Genomic DNA, 15,649 nt, shown 5'->3' on the forward strand with positions numbered 1-15,649 from the left:
TACGCAGGCGTGGCCCGCACCCGTGCATTCGGGTGCGGGCCACGTGCGTTTACTCCGTCAGTACGCGGAGGCGTACGGCAGGAAGGTCGCCCAGGTGGCAGGGGCTAGGGCCAGGCGGGGGCCATCGGGGTTCTTGGAGTCGCGGACGAGGATGTGGCTGGGGATGGCCGCCACCTCGACGCAGTCGGGGCCGTCGGACGTGCTGTAGCTGCTCTTTATCCATTCCGGCTTGGTGCTGGTTGCAGAGGCATTGAGCGTCATGTCCTTGTATCTCCCAGTGCTTTCTCGATCAGCGGCAACGAATCCTGTGGGCTGAGAGCCTGGGCGCGTAGAGCTCCGTAGCGGATGTCGAGGACCGTCGTTTCCTTGGGGTCAGCCGTCACTCTGCTGCTGAGGGGCGATTCGCTGAACGCGACTGTGCCCCCTCCTTTGAGCTTGAGCAGTCGGAATGAACCGCCAGTCCCAGAGTTCACCTCGCGGTCCAGGGGAAGGACCTGGAGGTCCACGTTGCGCAACTGAGCCACCTCCAACAGCCGTTCGAGCTGCTGGCGCATCACCATTCTGCCTCCCATGGGCCTGCGAAGCGTCGACTCGCACTGCACAAAGCTGAAGACGCGCCGTCCGGTCATGAGATCAAGGATTCCCTGTCGTGCCAAGCGTGCCGCGACCTGCTGCTCCACCTCGTCCTCGGTGAGCGCCGGTCGATGTGCGTTGAACACAGCCCGTGCATAGTCCTCTGTCTGCAACAACCCTTGGACGACGGAGTTGTTGTAGGCGCACAGCTCGATCGCATCCGCCTCCAGCTTCTTCAGGTCCCGCACCTTCTTCGGATACCGGACCTCCGCTACATCCTGCTTGAGCGCCGCGATCTTCCCGCCCGCCCCCAACACCTCGTCCGCCGCGTCCAGATACTCGGGCCGGGGAATCCGCCGCCCCCGCTCCACGGACGAGACCAGCTCCTCCCCGTATCCGATCGCCGCCCCGAACTCCGCCTGGGTGAGCCCGGCCGCCTCCCGCCACAGCTTCAACTGCCGTACGACCGTCCGCATCACGGCCCCGGCCTCTTCGTCGTCCAGCCCCGCTTCCCACCCGCTCATGTCCGCCGCCCTCCCGCCGCGCGCCCTTCCCCGGCCCAACTCCGGTCGCCGGCGCCCGGTCACCCCGGGCAGCCCGGACAGAACCCGGACATCTCACGGACAGCCACCGGTCGCACGGGCCGCCCGCCTTCACAGGCTACGCATGCACGAACACTCTGAGTAACGTGAATCAGGAAATCACCGCACCGAGCGCCCCGCTCCACCAGTTCACCGTGCCGCTCTCCGCCACTCGCCGGGGCGCCCGCCTCGCACGTCTGCTCGCCACCGAGCAACTGCGCTCCTGGGAGCTGCCGCTGGACCCGGCCCGGCTGATCGTCGCCGAGCTCGCCGCGAACGCCGCCGTGCACGGCCATGTCCCGGGCAGGAGTTTCCGGCTCAGCATTACCGTCACAGCGCACGCCACCCTCCGTATCGAGGTCACCGACTCCCGGGCCGAGAAACTGCCCACACGGACACCAACGGCCGCCGGGGCGGGGCCCGCCGAGTCGGGCTACGGCCTCCGGCTGGTCGAGGAACTGGCCGACCGCTGGGGCGTACGAGGGGGCCCGGTGCCGTGCAAGACCGTGTGGGCGGAGCTGGACCTCGGTCGGTGACGGGCTGTCTGTCAACCGCGCGAGCCCGAGGGGATGCTCTCCAGCACGGTCCAGCTCCAGTGGCGTCCGTGGACCACGCTGGTCGTCTCGGCGGTGATGCGCCATCCGGACATCCATCCGCCACGGCCGTGATTGCGCGCCATGCACGAGCAGGTGCACTCGTAGCCGGAGGCGTTCATGCAGCTGGGGTTGCACCGCTCCGAGCTGTTGTACTCGCGTCCGAGGAGTATGCGGCCGTGCCGCTTCACGAGTGCGCCGGCGAGCTCGATGAAGTGCCGCGTGGCCACGGACCAGGAATCACCGCCGTGGTCCCATTCCGGGCGGGCGCGGCCATGGACGTGGCGATGTACGAACTCCTCGTGCTTCTGCCAACCGTGGCCCGGGACCCAGTAACCGAGACGGCCGCGAGCGGGCAAGGTGATCACTGGGGCTTCGGCGTCTTCCAGCAGCGGAACCCACGAGGGCCTGGGGACCGGCACCTCCCGGATGGTGCTTACCGGCCGGGGCGGGCGCCTGGTGATGACGGACGGGTTCAAGTCGTACAACAACTCATTCGGCGACCCGGGGCGATATCGGGGCTTGCCCGACTCCGGGCACTGCACCCGCGCGTCAGCACGGCGATGGGGATAGACCTTCCCGCTCCGCCTGTCTATCTGTATGGCGCTACCGCAGAGGCGGCATCGTCCGCTCGCCGAATAGGAGGACGGTGGCACGCAGTCCCCTCTCAGTGATCGAGAAAACCTGGGTCGTCTGCCCCGTCAGGCAGGTAGCCGCGCTTCGACGATGACCGTGCCCGGCGCTTGGTCGGTGGGCGCGGGAAGACACTGCGCCCGGACGTCACGGAAGCCATGCTCGCGTGCGATGTCGGCCCATGCCTCGGCAGGATGACACCAACGGTCCACACTCATCTCCCTGCCTGCCGGGCCCTTCCCATACATGGGTTGGCGACCAATGAGGTGCCGGGGGGTCTCGCCGTGCGAGAAGACGAACACCCCGCCCGGTGACAGCCTCTCGGCCACCAGCGGGAAGAGCTCGTCGGGGTCGGTGAACCACGTCGCCCCCCAGACCGAGTAGACCGCGTCGTACGTCTGGTCGCCCGCGCGGAGGAAGGCGCACGCCTCCCCCTCCTCGATCGTCAGGCCGGGAACGTCCTTCCACCACCTGCGTGCCCGCTCGACCTGCACGGGGGACATGTCCAGGGCCGTGACACGCACTCCTCGGCGCGCCAGCCACGACGCCTCCCGGCACTCGGCGGCCCCCAGTTCCAGCGCGGTACGCGGCCGGCCGAGCAGTTCGGCTCCCGGGCCATGACCTTCGTACTGCGTCCACTCGAAAGCCGTCACGTCAGGAGGCGGGGACGGTCCGTCCCGTTCCGGCTTGTAGCGGTCCCAGAAGAGGACGGGATCGTGTGACATGCGGGGCATGGGTGTCCTTGCGGGGAGCGGGCACGGCGCTGGAGCACCGTAGCCGTGGCCCGTCCGCGACACGCCATGAAGACAGGAACGGGCCCGGATGCCCGCCGAGGACACCCGGACCCGGCCGGTCGCGACCGATCAGTGGCAGTTCTCGCCCGGCCTGCACGGACCGCACTTCGCGAAGTCCCGCTCCCACAGCTTCCAGTCCACCGGGAAGCCGTTCTCCGCGATGATGTGGGCCGTGCGCTCCACCGAGCCGTCGTACTTGAACTCGACCTCCGGGATGTGCTCGAGGAACCGGCCGCCGAAGTGCTCGGCGCAGAACTCGCGGTAGTTCTTCGTGTCCAGGATGAAGACGTGGACAGCGATGTCGACAACCCGGCCGCAGCACATCTCCAGTCCCTCACCCCACTTCTCCATCGCCGTGATCAGGTACGAGATCGCCGCGCTGAACAGCCGCTCGGCCATGACCTCGTCGAACGGGTGGTCGCGCATCAGGAGCTGGACCTCCCGCTCCCAGACCTCCGGCCTGACGTAATTCCTGGGATCCCGAGTCGTGGAAGCCGTCTCTGGGGTGCTCTCAAGGACCGTTGCCACAGTGGCTCTCCTCCCGTGTGCCGCGGCCCGCTCCCTGCCGGCGGGCCCGCGACACCACGGCACCACGCCGTGCATCCGGGTCGTCGTCAACTCGCAACTCACGCAGGCGGTGTGCAGAAGATGCACGCCCCATGGGCCTACCGTTGCGCAGCCCTTACCGTGGACAGACGGTCCTGCTCCTGCCGTGGGGGAGGCGCGATGCAGCGCACCACCGACCCGTTGTGGAACTCGTCCGGAGCCCGCTTACTCATGGAGCGGTCCGACCCCGGAGGGTTGATCAAACTCGGCCGCATTTCACGGGGCTGGCGCCAGGCCGATCTCGGCCGTCGCCTCGGCTGTTCGGCGTCGACCGTCTCCCGGCTGGAGAAGTCCGGCCGAGTCAGCGATCTGCGTCTGTTACAGCGGGCTGCGTACGAAGTCGGCGTGCCACCGGATGTCCTGGGTGCGGCACTCGGGCTGACGGGCAGGCAAGCCACTAGGGTTGCGCCAAACGGTCCACACCACACCGAGGAGGACCCGATGCGACGCCGTACGCTGCTCGCAGCGGCAGGGCTGGCCGTCCCCACGTCCCTTCTGCTCGGCGTGGAATCGGCGCTGGCCGAGATGCCCGCACCTGAGGGTTCGCCGGTGCCTCTCGATACACGTCTCGCCCGCGGGCGTGCGCTGTTCGACACCGGCAAGTACGGCGATCTTCTGAAGGCATTGCCGGACCTCCTGGCAACGGCCCACGCTCGTATCCAGGATCGTGCGGAGATCGACTACGCCCGTCTGTCCGCCTGTTACTCGTTGACGGCTCAGGTGCTCATCAAGGTCGGCCGGTACGACCAAGCACGGCTCACCGCGGACCGCGCGAGCCTCTACGCGGAGCTGTCAGGTTCCCCGCTGGTATCGGCGGCTGCGGCACGTGAGCTAGGCATCGTCCTGCGCCACCAGGATCAGGCAGACGCTGCACAGCGGCTGGTGCTCAAGGCAGCATCCGACATCGAGGCCACAGGCCTGACCACCCAGGCACAGGCTGCGGCGTACGCTCAGCTGCTGTGCACCACGTCGTACACGGCGGCTCGCGCCGGTGACCGTGATCAAGCATTGTCGATGATCGAAGATGCTGCGCGGGCTGCACGTGATCTGCCCGGCGTAGCGCCGGCCGGGCGTCTCTTCGCCATCACCCCCGCATCCGTACGCCTGTACCGAGTGGGCGTCCACTGGGCGCTCGGAGACGCCGGAGCCGCGATCAGGGCAGGTGAGCAGCTCCGCCAGGAGCAGTTCACCACAGCAGAACGAAAGGCCCGCTTGCACACCGACATGGCTCGCGCCTGGTGGCAGTGGGGGAAGGCCGAACAGACAGCGCAGTGTTTGCTCAACGCCTTCCGCGTGACACCTGCGGAGGTCCGGGACCGGCCCAGTATGCGAGCGATCGTCCGAGAGCTGCACCGCTCCCACCCTCGTGTCAGCGGTGTGCGCGAACTGTCCCACGCTGTCCGCTCCCACGAGGCGTAGACCGGCATAGATGGTCAGCCTGACCGGCGCCCGGAAATCCGGACACCGGTGAGCCAGGGGCCGGTGCGGCGGGCTATCGCTACGGCGAAGCCGTTGCTCTCCTCACCGGCCTGCGCGGTACCGACTACCGCCTGACGCTGTCCTGCGCGACGTACGCCGTCTGGCTCCCGCCGTAGTCACCTGGTTCGACAACGCCCTAGGCAGAGCCGCCGTGCGCCACGCCCTGACGGCAGCCCTTCCCGCGATCGGCAAGCATCCAGCCGGCCTCCTGGCCCACCGCCTGCAGCACCCAGCACGGCTTCCGGTCGGCAGGGCCCTGCATGACATCGGTCAACCCAGGTACCCACGCCCGACCGGCCGATCACTCACGCCCAAAGACACCGACCCACCCGAACACGCGGCCAATCCAACTGCCGTACCCCGCAACCCCCCTGTCCAGTCCTGTTGGCTGCACACGGCCACAACATGTCCTGGATGAACCCGGAATCCGAAGCAATCCGGTCAGCAATCGATCACTCTGCGATAGCTGATGAGGCGTCAACCGGTTACGGAAGCGACGTAATCGATGATTTGAGCAACTCGGTGTAGCAGTGCCTGTACGAAGCGTTATTCTCCTCAGACGCAAACCGGTACCCCTCCGTCGCTACGACGGGTGAACGGTCCCGCACTGCACGTGATGGAAGCTCTGCCTCTGGGAGTCCCGTGTACCCACACGTCGGGGTTGACGCCTCGGGCCTGGCTACGCTGCGCGCGACGGTCGCCACGGCCCGAGACATGTTGCGCGGCTTCGTCCCCACCGCGTACGCCGTCCCCGCCTTCGCCACCGCACCCGTCGGCCCGTGCTACGCCCTCGCCGACGGCAGCGCCGCGGTCGGCAGACGCGGGCGCTCCACGGGGGCGGCCACCGCACGCCGGCCCGCCGCGGACAGCGACAGCGCCAGGATGATGGACCTCGTCGAGCGCGCCCAGGCCGGCGAGGCCGACGCCTTCGGACGGCTCTACGACCAGTACAGCGACACCGTGTACCGCTACATCTACTACCGCGTGGGAGGCAAGGCGACCGCCGAGGACCTCACGAGCGAGACCTTTCTGCGGGCCCTGCGCAGGATCGGCACCTTCACCTGGCAGGGCCGCGACTTCGGCGCCTGGCTCGTCACCATCGCGCGCAACCTGGTCGCCGACCACTTCAAGTCCAGCCGCTTCCGTCTGGAGATCACCACCGGCGAGATGCTCGACGCCAACGAGGTCGAGCGCTCCCCGGAGGACTCCGTCCTCGAGTCGCTGTCCAACGCCGCCCTGCTGGACGCCGTGCGCCGGCTCAACCCCCAGCAGCAGGAGTGCGTCACGCTCCGCTTCCTGCAGGGCCTGTCCGTCGCCGAGACCGCCCGCGTCATGGGCAAGAACGAGGGCGCCATCAAGACGCTCCAGTACCGGGCGGTCCGCACCCTCGCCCGGCTCCTCCCGGACGACGCCCGCTGAGCCGATCACCCTCGGCGACTCTCAACTCACGTTCCGTGAGGCCGCGTTGACTTCTCCATCCGATGCCCCGGCGTCCGTAACCCAAGTGCCGCACCGCTCGTTGTGCGAGATGCAGGCTCCCTGTGGTCACCCCCTGGCCAAGTCCGATCACTCGATCGTGTGGATGTGGTCAGAGGATGCAACCCTCAGGACCCCCTGGGGAGTCGACCGTCATGACGAGAGGAGGTGCCGCCAGTGATCGCGAACGTATCGGCGCACCGGCGGGCGAGCGCCTTCGCCCAGGCCCTGGAGGAGCAGTCCGACCGGGGCACGGCGGCCGAGCAGTCCGAAGGACCGGCACCGGCCGCCGCGGAGACCGAGCAGACCCGGCTGCTCGAGCTTGCCGGCGGGCTCGGCGCGCTGCCCAAGCCGGAGCTGGACCCCGAGGTCAAGGTCGTCCAGCGGGCCCAACTGGTCGCCGCCTTCGAAGCCATGCTGCGCGAGGGCACCGCCGCGGGTGACACGGCCGACCCGCCCGTGCCCGAGCAGCGCTCACGCCGGGCCCGCGGCGCCCACCGGGCGACACCCCTGAGCAAGCTGCGCCCCCGCTCCCGGCTGGCCAAAGGGCTCACCGCGGGCGGACTCAGCGTCGGCGTCGCCGCCGGAGCCCTCGGCGGAGTAGCCGCCGCCAGCTCCGACGCCCTGCCCGGGGACTCCCTCTACGGCCTCAAGCGAGGCATCGAGGACGTCAAACTCACCCTCGCCGACGGCAACGACGAGCGCGGCCGGGTCTACCTCGACCACGCCTCCACCCGCCTGAGCGAAGCCCGCCGCCTGATGGAGCGCGGCCGCAGCGGCCCCCTCGACCACGAGTCGCTCGGCGAGGTCCGCCGCGCCCTGTCCAACATGCGGCACGACGCCTCGGAGGGCCACCGCCTGCTGCGCGAGGCGTACGAGCGCAACCCCGACTCGCTCGGCCCCATGCAGGCCCTCTCCTCCTTCTCCCACTCGCACCGCGAGCTGTGGGGCGACCTGCGCGAGCGGCTGCCCCTGCAACTCGGCGACGTCAGCGAAGAGGTGTCCTCGGTCTTCGACGCCATAGACGAAGACGTGGCCCCGCTGCAGTCCCTGCTCCCCGAGTCCCCGGCCCGGGAGAGCGGCGACGACGGGCAGCGGCACGGCTCGGGGTCGACGCCCAGCGACTCCTCGGGACCGGGCCGTTCCGAGGAACCCGGCAGCACCGGCGGCTCCGCCGACGAGCGGGGCTCCGACAGCGACGGCCCCAGCAGCTCCGCCGACTCCGGCAAGGAGAGCGACGGCCTGCTCGGCGGCAACACCGGCGGCCTGCTCGACCCGCCGAAGGAGAGCGGCGGCAGCAAGACCTCGCCGCCCGTCACCGGCGGAATCACACCACCCGCCGAGCCCGACGTCACCCTCCCGCCGCTCCTGCCCGGCCTGCTCCCCGGCCTGGGCATCGAGGGCGAGGACGCGGAGTAGGGCACCACGCCGAACGGGGCGCCTCCTCGCGAGGGGGGCGCCCCGTCGTCGTACCGAAGTAGCTGCGTCGTATCGAAGCGCCTGCTTCGGTACGACTGCTGCGTCGTCCCAACGTGCCTAGAAGAACACCGACCGCCGCTGCACCAGCAGCTTGTACAGCGTGTGCTGGATCTGCTCCCGCACCTGGTCGGTGAGGTTGAACATCAGCATCGGGTCCTCCGCCGCCTCCGGCGGATAGCCGTCCGTCGGGATCGGCTCGCCGAACTGGATCGTCCACTTCGTCGGCAGCGGGATCGCACCCAGCGGTCCGAGCCACGGGAACGTCGGCGTCAGCGGGAAGTACGGGAAGCCCAGCAGCCGGGCGACCGTCCGCGCGTTGCCGATCATCGGGTAGATCTCCTCGGCCCCGACGATCGAGCAGGGCACGATCGGCGTGCGCGCCCGCAGCGCCGTGGAGACGAAGCCGCCCCGGCCGAAACGCTGGAGCTTGTAGCGGTCGGCGAAGGGCTTGCCGAGGCCCTTGAAGCCCTCCGGCATCACCCCGACCAGCTCCCCCTGCTCCAGCAGCCGGGCCGCGTCCTCCGCGCAGGCCAGCGTGTGGCCGAGCTTGCGGGCGAGCTCGTTGACCACCGGCAGCATGAACACCAGGTCCGCCGCGAGCAGCCGCAGATGACGCCCGGCCGGATGGTTGTCGTGCACGGCGACCTGCATCATCAGGCCGTCCATCGGCAGCGTCCCGGAGTGGTTGGCGACGATCAGGGCGCCGCCCTCCGCCGGGATGTTCTCGATGCCCTTCACCTCGACCCGGAAGTACTTCTCGTACAGCGGGCGCAGGAGGGACATCAGGACCTGGTCGGTGAGCTCCTCGTCGTAGCCGAAGTCGTCGACCTCGTAGTCCCCGGTGAGGCGGCGGCGCAGGAACGCCAGCCCGCTCGCGATACGCCGCTCCAGCCCGCCGGTGTCGTCACCGGCCGGCTCCTCGGGCCGCTCGTCCTCACGCGTCACGGGATCATCCTCCCGCGCGGACGCCATGCCGGGCAGGGGCTGGACCTCACCGACCGCGGGCTGCGCCCCGCCCGGGCGGCGGTTTCCCGCGCCACGGCGACGCGACGGGCGCTGCGTGGAGCCGCCGCGGGAGCGGTCGTCGTCGAAGGGAATGACCTTGGCGTCCGCCATCGTTGCTGCGCTCCTCAGTTGGCGCTCTGCTTCGGGGGGTGGGAGCTGCCCGGCAGGGACAGCGCGGCGATCCGGTCGACGGCCCCCGCGAGGGCCTCCGGCGGGAGCAGCCCGGGGCCACGGCTGCGCGCGAAGTCCGCAAACGTTTCGGCAGTCGTGTACTTGGGGGTGAAGCCCAGCGTCTCGCGCATCTGGTCCGTAGCCACCACCCGGCCATGGGTCAGCAGCCTGATCTGCTCGGGCGAGAAGTCCGTCATCCCCAGGGTACGCATCACCGTGCCCGCCCAGGTGACCGCGGGCAGCAACAGCGGCACGGTGGGCCGGCCGAGCCGCCGGGAGCACTGGGACAGCAGCAGCACACCGTCACCGGCGATGTTGAACGTGCCGCTGTTGAGCGTGCCGCGCCGCGGCTCGTGCGAGCCGATCCGCAGCACCTCGATCACGTCGTCCTCGTGCACGAACTGCAGCCGGGGGTCGTAACCGAACACGGTCGGCAGGACCGGCAGGGAGAAGTACGAGGCGAGCGGGCTGTCCGCGGTGGGGCCGAGGATGTTGGCGAACCGCAGCACGCACACGGCGACGTCGGGCCGGCGGCGCGCGAAGCCGCGCACATAGCCCTCGACCTCGACGGTGTCCTTCGCGAAGCCGCCGCTGGGCAGGGACTTGGGCGGGGTCGTCTCGGTGAACACCGCCGGATCGCGGGGCGCGGAACCGTAGACGTTCGTACTGGACTTCACGACCAGCCGTTTGACGTTCGGGGACTTCTGGCAGGCACCGAGCAGCTGCATGGTGCCGATGACGTTGGTCTCCTTCAGCGCGGCCCGGCTGCCGCTGCCCAGCGGGGTGCCCGTGACGTCGAGATGGACGACCGTGTCGGCGCCGGTCTCGGCGAGCACACGGGCGATGGTGGGCTGGCGGATGTCGGCCTGGATGAAGTCGGCGCCGCCCAGATGGTGCTCGGGCGGGACCGCGTCCACGGCGACGACCCGGTCCACCTCGGGGTCACGCTGGATCCGCCGGACGAAACGGCCCCCCAGCTGACGGGCCACTCCGGTCACGAGCACGACCTTTCCCAAGATCAGCGCCTTCCTTTCGCCCTGGTCCGTGGGGGCCAACCTACCCGGTCGTCGTCGCTCTGTGGTGTCCCCCCGATGCACGAAGTGACGACAGTCCGGATCGCTCCCCTCCGCTCCCCTGGGAGTACCCCTACAGCAGTGGCCCCCCACCGGATGCGGTGGGGGGCCACGGGACACGCTCTCGCGCTGCCGCTTACTTCTTGTTGCGACGCTGAACGCGCGTGCGCTTGAGCAGCTTGCGGTGCTTCTTCTTGGCCATCCGCTTGCGCCGCTTCTTGATAACAGAGCCCACGACTACCCTCGCTCACTTCTCATCACTCGGTGTTTGGGCGCCATGGGCCCACACGACCTACGAGGGGCTAGCCTACCCGCCCGAGCGCTGAGGTCGTAATCGAGGTGACCGGGGAGAGCCCATGAGTGCCCTGTGCGGGCGCTCCCCGGCTCGCCGTCAGGCGGGTTCCACCCCCACGTAGCTCTCGCGGAGGTACTCGTGAACCGCTTGCTCGGGGACACGGAAGGACCGCCCCACCCGGATCGCGGGCAGATGACCGCTGTGCACCAGCCGGTACACGGTCATCTTCGACACTCGCATCACCGAGGCGACCTCCGCCACGGTAAGGAACTGAACCTCGTTCAGAGGCCTTTCGCCAGCTGCAGCCATGACACACCTGAACCTTCCGCACTCGACGGCCACCGGCTTCCCCTTCCGGTGACTCTTCGTCGCTGCGTGCTCACTCCCCAATGTAGGGGCGGGTGATGCGAGTGGGGAAGAGGTGCACCCATCGGCGGCCTACTGTGACAGACACGCTCGATTGAGTACGTAGCGGGTCAGCGGCAGGTAGTAATCGGACCGCACACCGTCATCAAGTGGAACGACGACCGACACGCACCCCTCGGCCTCCCCCACGAACGGTGCCGGGTCGTTCACATCGGCCAGAGCAATGGTCTGGAACCCCAGCTGACCTGCTCCGCAGGCCCAGCCGTGGTCTCCGATCACCAGCTCGGGAAGCGGCCCGCCGGCCGCGGCCGCCGCGTCGAGCACGGTCCGAACCGGGAGAGGGGAGTGCGTGTGTGCGCCGGGCTCACAACCGGGGCGTTCGGGGTCTCCCCGGCGGACGAGCGCGACTCCTCGTACGTAGCCGAGGTTGTACGTACGTAGACCGAACCGGGTCGTTATGTCGACACAGCGACCCTGCGCCGGGGTGAGGACGGTACACCCCGCCGCCGACAGGGCGTCTGCCAGTGCGGCGTAGAAACCGAGCAGCCGATGCGGGTGGCCGGTCCCGAGCAGCACGGCCGCACGACGCTGCGCGGCGACCGCGAGCCGTTCCGCATAGGCGTCCAGAGCGGCGAGCGTCCGCCCCGGGTCGATCACCTCCTGACCGGAGGTATGACGAGGATCGCGCGAAACCCCGCACCGATCCGCCATCAACTCGATCAGTTCCCGCTGCCCCCAGCTCCACACAGGATCAATCCCGATCAACACCCGAGGATCCCGAGCAGCGAACAGCCGATAACTCCGCAGACTCTCCTCCCGCGTGGTCGCCACGACCCCCGCGAGCCGGGCGTCGAGAAGATGCGCACGAAGGTCGCCGACGGTCAGCACGCTAGCGATCCTCCGCCACGGGAGCCCACAGAACCCCGAATTCCCCGAAACACCGCACGGTCGGCGTACACGCACTGCGGCGCGCACAGCTACCGGCGGGTCTCTGCCCGCGTAGCTGCGGGCAGTCGTGCCCCGGCGGCGCAGGCCCAGGCACGCCCTCGCTGCTCGCCGCGTAGCTGCGGGCAGTCGCGCCTCCCCCGGTGCCTTAAGGGCCTGGGAGGTACCCCCAGGGCGGCACGGGTGGGCGCAGCGGCACCCCGCCAGCGCGGGCCAGCGAAACCCACCCCCGCCCAGCCTCCACGCCGGGTCACCGCGCAACGAACCCGAGCGGAACCCCTACGGCAACATCCCCCGCAGCGGAAACACCGCCCGACGAGTCGCCAGCACCGCCTGGTCCAACCGATCCGCGGGGTCGTACCCCTCCTCCCACGACGCCCACGACACCGGCCACCGCCCATCAGTCATCCGCACCGGCCCAAGCTGCCGCGTCCGCGCATACACCTCCTGCCGCCACCCCTCAGGAATCACCGTCTCCGGCTCCACCGCCCGCTCCGCCGCGATCCCCACCAGATGCGTCCACGACCGCGGCACGACCTCCACCACCGCGTACCCGCCCCCACCGAGCGCCACCCACCGCCCGTCGGCGTACTCGTGCGCCAGCTCATGGCACGCCACCTGCACCGCCCGCTGCGCATCCAGCGACACCGCCAGATGCGCCAAGGGATCCTCGAAGTGCGTATCGGCCCCGTGCTGCGTCACCAGCATCTGCGGCCGGAAGTCCGCCAGCAGCTCCGGCACCACGGCATGGAACGCCCGCAACCACCCCGCGTCCCCGGTCCCCGCCGGCAGCGCGACGTTGACCGCACTCCCCTCCGCGCTGTCCGCCCCCGTCTCCTGCGGCCACCCGGTCTGCGGGAACAGCGTGCGCGGATGCTCGTGCAACGAGACCGTCAGAACCCGCGGATCCTCCCAGAACGCCGCCTGCACCCCGTCCCCGTGATGCACGTCGACATCGACGTACGCGACCCGCTCGGCCCCCAGCTCCAGCAGCCGCGCGATCGCCAGCGCGGCGTCGTTGTACACGCAGAAGCCCGAGGCCGCCCCCGGCATGGCATGGTGCAGCCCGCCCGCGAAGTTCACCGCGTGCGGCGCCTCCCCGCGCCACACCGCCTCCGCCGCCCCCACCGACTGCCCCGCGATCAGCGCCGAGACCTCGTGCATCCCGGCGAACGCGGGATCGTCCAGCGTGCCGAGGCCGTACGCCTGGTCGGCCGCCGCCGGATCCGCCGACGCGGCCTTGACCGCGTCGATGTAGTCCTCCCGGTGGACGAGCCGCAGCGTCGACTCCCCGGCCGCCTTGGCGGCGACCACGTCCACCTCCCGGTCGAGCCCCAGGGCACCGACCAGACTCCGGGTCAGCGCGAGCCGGACCGGGTCCATCGGATGGTCCCGGCCGAAGTCATAGCCCGTTACTGCCTCGTCCCACATCAGCTGTGCGCGGCCGCTCATGCCCGCCACCGTATCGGTCCGGTTGAGGCGCGAACGACCGGGCATACACGAGTGTCACCAGCACCAACACCATCGGTACGAGCATCGCCCCGCGGTAGCTCCAGGCATCACCGAGCGCCCCGACCAACGGTGAACCGATTAGAAAACCCACGTAGTTGAAGACGTTCAGTCGTGCGACGGCCGCATCCGAAGCCCCCGGCCCGTGCAGCTCATGGGCCCGCCGCCCCGCCGCCGCGAAGGTCTGCGGCACCAGCACACACAGCCCGAGGCCCAGCAGCGTGAACCCCAGCATCCCCACCCACGCCCCCGGCGCGACCGCCACGACCCCGAAGCCGCCCGCGGCGACCAGCGCACCACCGCGCACCACCGCCACGGCCCCGAACCGCCGCACCCCGAAGTCCCCGATCACCCGCCCGAGCAGTGTCGTCACCATGTAGACGTTGTAGGGAACCGTCGCCATCTGCTCGCTGCTCCCCAGCACGTCCTGCAGATACTTGGCGCTCCAGTTGGAGACCGTCGAGTCCCCGATGTACGCGACGGTCATGACCAGACACAGCGGAAGCAGCCACCGGAACGACCCCGCCCCCGACTCCCCCGCTGCCTTCTCTCCCTGAGGCCCGGCGTCCCCGTCGACGTACCACCGGCTCCCCGCCAGCGCCGCCGGCATCAGCACCAGCACCACCGGCAGATACGACACCCACAGCGCCAGCTCCCAGTGCGCCCCCACCCACGCCAGCGACGCCCCGACGATCCCGCCCAGGCTGTACGCCGCATGGAAACCGAGCATGATGCTGCGCCCGTACGCCCGCTGCAGGCTCACCCCGAGCATGTTCATCGAGGCGTCCAGCGCACCCACGGCCAGCCCGAACACGGCCAGCGCACCGGCCAGCACCGCCATGTGCTCCCCCGCCCCGACCCCGAGCAGCGACAGCAGCACCACCGGCTGGGACCACCGCAGCACCCGACTCGGCGGGACCCGGCGCACCAGCCGTTCGGTCGCCACACTGCCGAGGCCGGCGAGGATCGGCACGGCCGCGAGGAAGACGGGCAACAGCGCGTCGGACACCCCGTACCGGTCCTGAATGGCCGGGATCCGCGTCACCAGCAACGCGAAGGCGACGCCCTGCACCAGGAAAGCGAACGCCAGCGAGGCCCTGCCGCGCCGCAGCACATCGGTCATGGCGGCGAGCGTAGGGCCCTGGCGTACCGGTGGGTAGATCCGGCCAAAGATGAATTTCCTTCAGCTTCAGCGGGGTTCAGCTCAGACCTCCGGCCCTGGTCGGCGGGCGGCATGACAATGGTCAGCAGCCAACCCCTGCCGGGAGTCACCCCAGCAGCCCGGGCAACTCCCGCATGTCCGCGAACAGTCGAGTGGCTCCGCCGAGCTTCTCGGCGGGCGTCATCGCGGTGAACCCGTACACATCCATCCCGGCCGCCACCGCCGCCCGCACACCCAGCGGACTGTCCTCGACGACCACACACCGCTCCGGAGCGACACCCATCCGCTCGGCCGCGTACAGGAACAGATCAGGCGCCGGCTTGCCCCGCCCCACATCCTGCGAGCTGAAGATCAGCTCGTCCCCGAACCACCGGTCCAGCCCGGTCGTCCGATGCCCCACCCGAATCCGCTCATGGCTCCCGGACGACGCCACGCAGTACGCCGTCCCGTCGGCCTCCAGCTTCCCGAGCACGTCGACGGCGCCGGCCACCGGCTTCAACTCCCGCTCGAACGCGGCGAAGACCCGGGCATGGAACACATCGTCGAAGTCCGCCGGCAGCCGCCGCCCCGTCCGCTCCTCCACCAGGTCGTGCACACGGTGCATGGCGGACCCCATGTAGTCACGAATGGAGTCCTCGTACGACGTCGGATGCCCGAGCTCGGTGAGGTAGGCGGCGAGGAGCCGGTTGGAGATCGGCTCACTGTCCACGAGGACGCCGTCGTTGTCGAAGATGACGAGGTCATAGCGCATGCCTCGACCCTAAACGCAGAAATCCCCCGTACCGAATGGCACGGGGGATTTCTTTGAATAATTGTTCGGCGGCGTCCTACTCTCCCACAGGGTCCCCCCTGCAGTACCATCGGCGCTGTAAGGCTTAGCTTCCGGGTTCGGAATGTAACCGGGCGTTT

The 15,649-nt window shown here is 69.6% G+C and carries 17 protein-coding genes and 1 rRNA gene; 4 read left to right on the plus strand and 14 right to left on the minus strand.

What is annotated here, in order from left to right; translation table 11 throughout:
* Positions 1–57: 57 nt before the first annotated feature.
* Both AB0412_RS19150 and AB0412_RS19155 read right to left on the minus strand, forming a co-directional pair.
* Positions 58–261: a DUF397 domain-containing protein gene (locus tag AB0412_RS19150; protein ID WP_366403740.1), complete on the minus strand. Its 204-nt coding sequence runs from the start codon at positions 259–261 to the stop codon at positions 58–60.
* On the minus strand, positions 258–1,097 hold the full coding sequence (locus tag AB0412_RS19155) for a helix-turn-helix transcriptional regulator (protein WP_366403741.1): 840 nt from the start codon (positions 1,095–1,097) through the stop codon (positions 258–260). Before AB0412_RS19155 ends, AB0412_RS19150 begins: the two co-directional genes overlap by 4 nt.
* Before the next feature lie 164 nt (positions 1,098–1,261).
* Between AB0412_RS19155 and AB0412_RS19160 the strand changes: the two genes are divergently transcribed.
* The gene (locus AB0412_RS19160) at positions 1,262–1,690 is read left to right on the plus strand and encodes an ATP-binding protein (protein ID WP_366403742.1); all 429 of its coding nucleotides are present in this window, start codon (positions 1,262–1,264) and stop codon (positions 1,688–1,690) included.
* 11 nt (positions 1,691–1,701) lie between these two features.
* On the opposite strand, the gene AB0412_RS19165 is transcribed toward AB0412_RS19160, so the two are convergent.
* The 3 genes from AB0412_RS19165 to AB0412_RS19175 form a co-directional block, all read right to left on the minus strand.
* On the minus strand, positions 1,702–1,977 hold the full coding sequence (locus AB0412_RS19165; RefSeq protein ID WP_366403743.1) for a hypothetical protein: 276 nt from the start codon (positions 1,975–1,977) through the stop codon (positions 1,702–1,704).
* Positions 1,978–2,448: 471 nt separating this feature from the next.
* A complete protein-coding gene (locus AB0412_RS19170; protein ID WP_366403744.1) occupies positions 2,449–3,105 on the minus strand; it encodes a class I SAM-dependent methyltransferase in 657 nt (218 codons plus the stop codon).
* A gap of 138 nt (positions 3,106–3,243) precedes the next feature.
* Entirely contained in the window at positions 3,244–3,600 is a 357-nt protein-coding gene (locus AB0412_RS19175) for a hypothetical protein (RefSeq protein ID WP_366403745.1), read from the minus strand.
* 300 nt (positions 3,601–3,900) lie between these two features.
* Between AB0412_RS19175 and AB0412_RS19180 the strand changes: the two genes are divergently transcribed.
* The 3 genes from AB0412_RS19180 to AB0412_RS19190 all read left to right on the plus strand — a co-directional run bounded on the left by AB0412_RS19180 (position 3,901) and on the right by AB0412_RS19190 (position 8,154).
* A complete protein-coding gene (locus AB0412_RS19180) occupies positions 3,901–5,199 on the plus strand; it encodes a helix-turn-helix transcriptional regulator (protein ID WP_366403746.1) in 1,299 nt (432 codons plus the stop codon).
* 702 nt (positions 5,200–5,901) lie between these two features.
* A complete protein-coding gene (locus AB0412_RS19185) occupies positions 5,902–6,678 on the plus strand; it encodes an ECF subfamily RNA polymerase sigma factor, BldN family (protein WP_366403747.1) in 777 nt (258 codons plus the stop codon).
* A 234-nt stretch (positions 6,679–6,912) separates the two neighbouring features.
* The gene (locus AB0412_RS19190; protein WP_366403748.1) at positions 6,913–8,154 is read left to right on the plus strand and encodes a DUF5667 domain-containing protein; all 1,242 of its coding nucleotides are present in this window, start codon (positions 6,913–6,915) and stop codon (positions 8,152–8,154) included.
* A gap of 117 nt (positions 8,155–8,271) precedes the next feature.
* On the opposite strand, the gene AB0412_RS19195 is transcribed toward AB0412_RS19190, so the two are convergent.
* The 9 genes from AB0412_RS19195 to rrf all read right to left on the minus strand — a co-directional run.
* Entirely contained in the window at positions 8,272–9,330 is a 1,059-nt protein-coding gene (locus tag AB0412_RS19195) for a lysophospholipid acyltransferase family protein (protein ID WP_366403749.1), read from the minus strand.
* A gap of 14 nt (positions 9,331–9,344) precedes the next feature.
* Entirely contained in the window at positions 9,345–10,406 is a 1,062-nt protein-coding gene (locus tag AB0412_RS19200) for an NAD-dependent epimerase/dehydratase family protein (RefSeq protein WP_366403750.1), read from the minus strand.
* 193 nt (positions 10,407–10,599) lie between these two features.
* Complete coding sequence (locus tag AB0412_RS19205; RefSeq protein ID WP_003948845.1) at positions 10,600–10,698, minus strand: AURKAIP1/COX24 domain-containing protein; 99 nt, start codon at positions 10,696–10,698, stop codon at positions 10,600–10,602.
* A 156-nt stretch (positions 10,699–10,854) separates the two neighbouring features.
* Entirely contained in the window at positions 10,855–11,067 is a 213-nt protein-coding gene (locus tag AB0412_RS19210; RefSeq protein WP_366403751.1) for a helix-turn-helix domain-containing protein, read from the minus strand.
* Between the two features lie 129 nt (positions 11,068–11,196).
* Positions 11,197–12,012 (minus strand): phosphatase, encoded by an 816-nt coding sequence (locus AB0412_RS19215; protein WP_366403752.1) that lies wholly within the window; start codon positions 12,010–12,012, stop codon positions 11,197–11,199.
* Between the two features lie 336 nt (positions 12,013–12,348).
* Positions 12,349–13,521, minus strand: coding sequence for an acetoin utilization protein AcuC (locus AB0412_RS19220; RefSeq protein ID WP_366403753.1), 1,173 nt, complete (start codon positions 13,519–13,521; stop codon positions 12,349–12,351).
* The gene (locus AB0412_RS19225; protein WP_366403754.1) at positions 13,472–14,701 is read right to left on the minus strand and encodes an MFS transporter; all 1,230 of its coding nucleotides are present in this window, start codon (positions 14,699–14,701) and stop codon (positions 13,472–13,474) included. The genes AB0412_RS19220 and AB0412_RS19225 overlap by 50 nt, the downstream gene beginning before the upstream one ends.
* Before the next feature lie 145 nt (positions 14,702–14,846).
* Positions 14,847–15,491: an HAD family hydrolase gene (locus AB0412_RS19230; RefSeq protein WP_366403755.1), complete on the minus strand. Its 645-nt coding sequence runs from the start codon at positions 15,489–15,491 to the stop codon at positions 14,847–14,849.
* A 63-nt stretch (positions 15,492–15,554) separates the two neighbouring features.
* Positions 15,555–15,649: ribosomal RNA gene (gene rrf, locus AB0412_RS19235) — 5S ribosomal RNA — on the minus strand; the annotation flags it as partial.

The organism is Streptomyces sp. NPDC052012 (genome assembly GCF_040689265.1).
Taxonomy (GTDB): domain Bacteria; phylum Actinomycetota; class Actinomycetes; order Streptomycetales; family Streptomycetaceae; genus Streptomyces.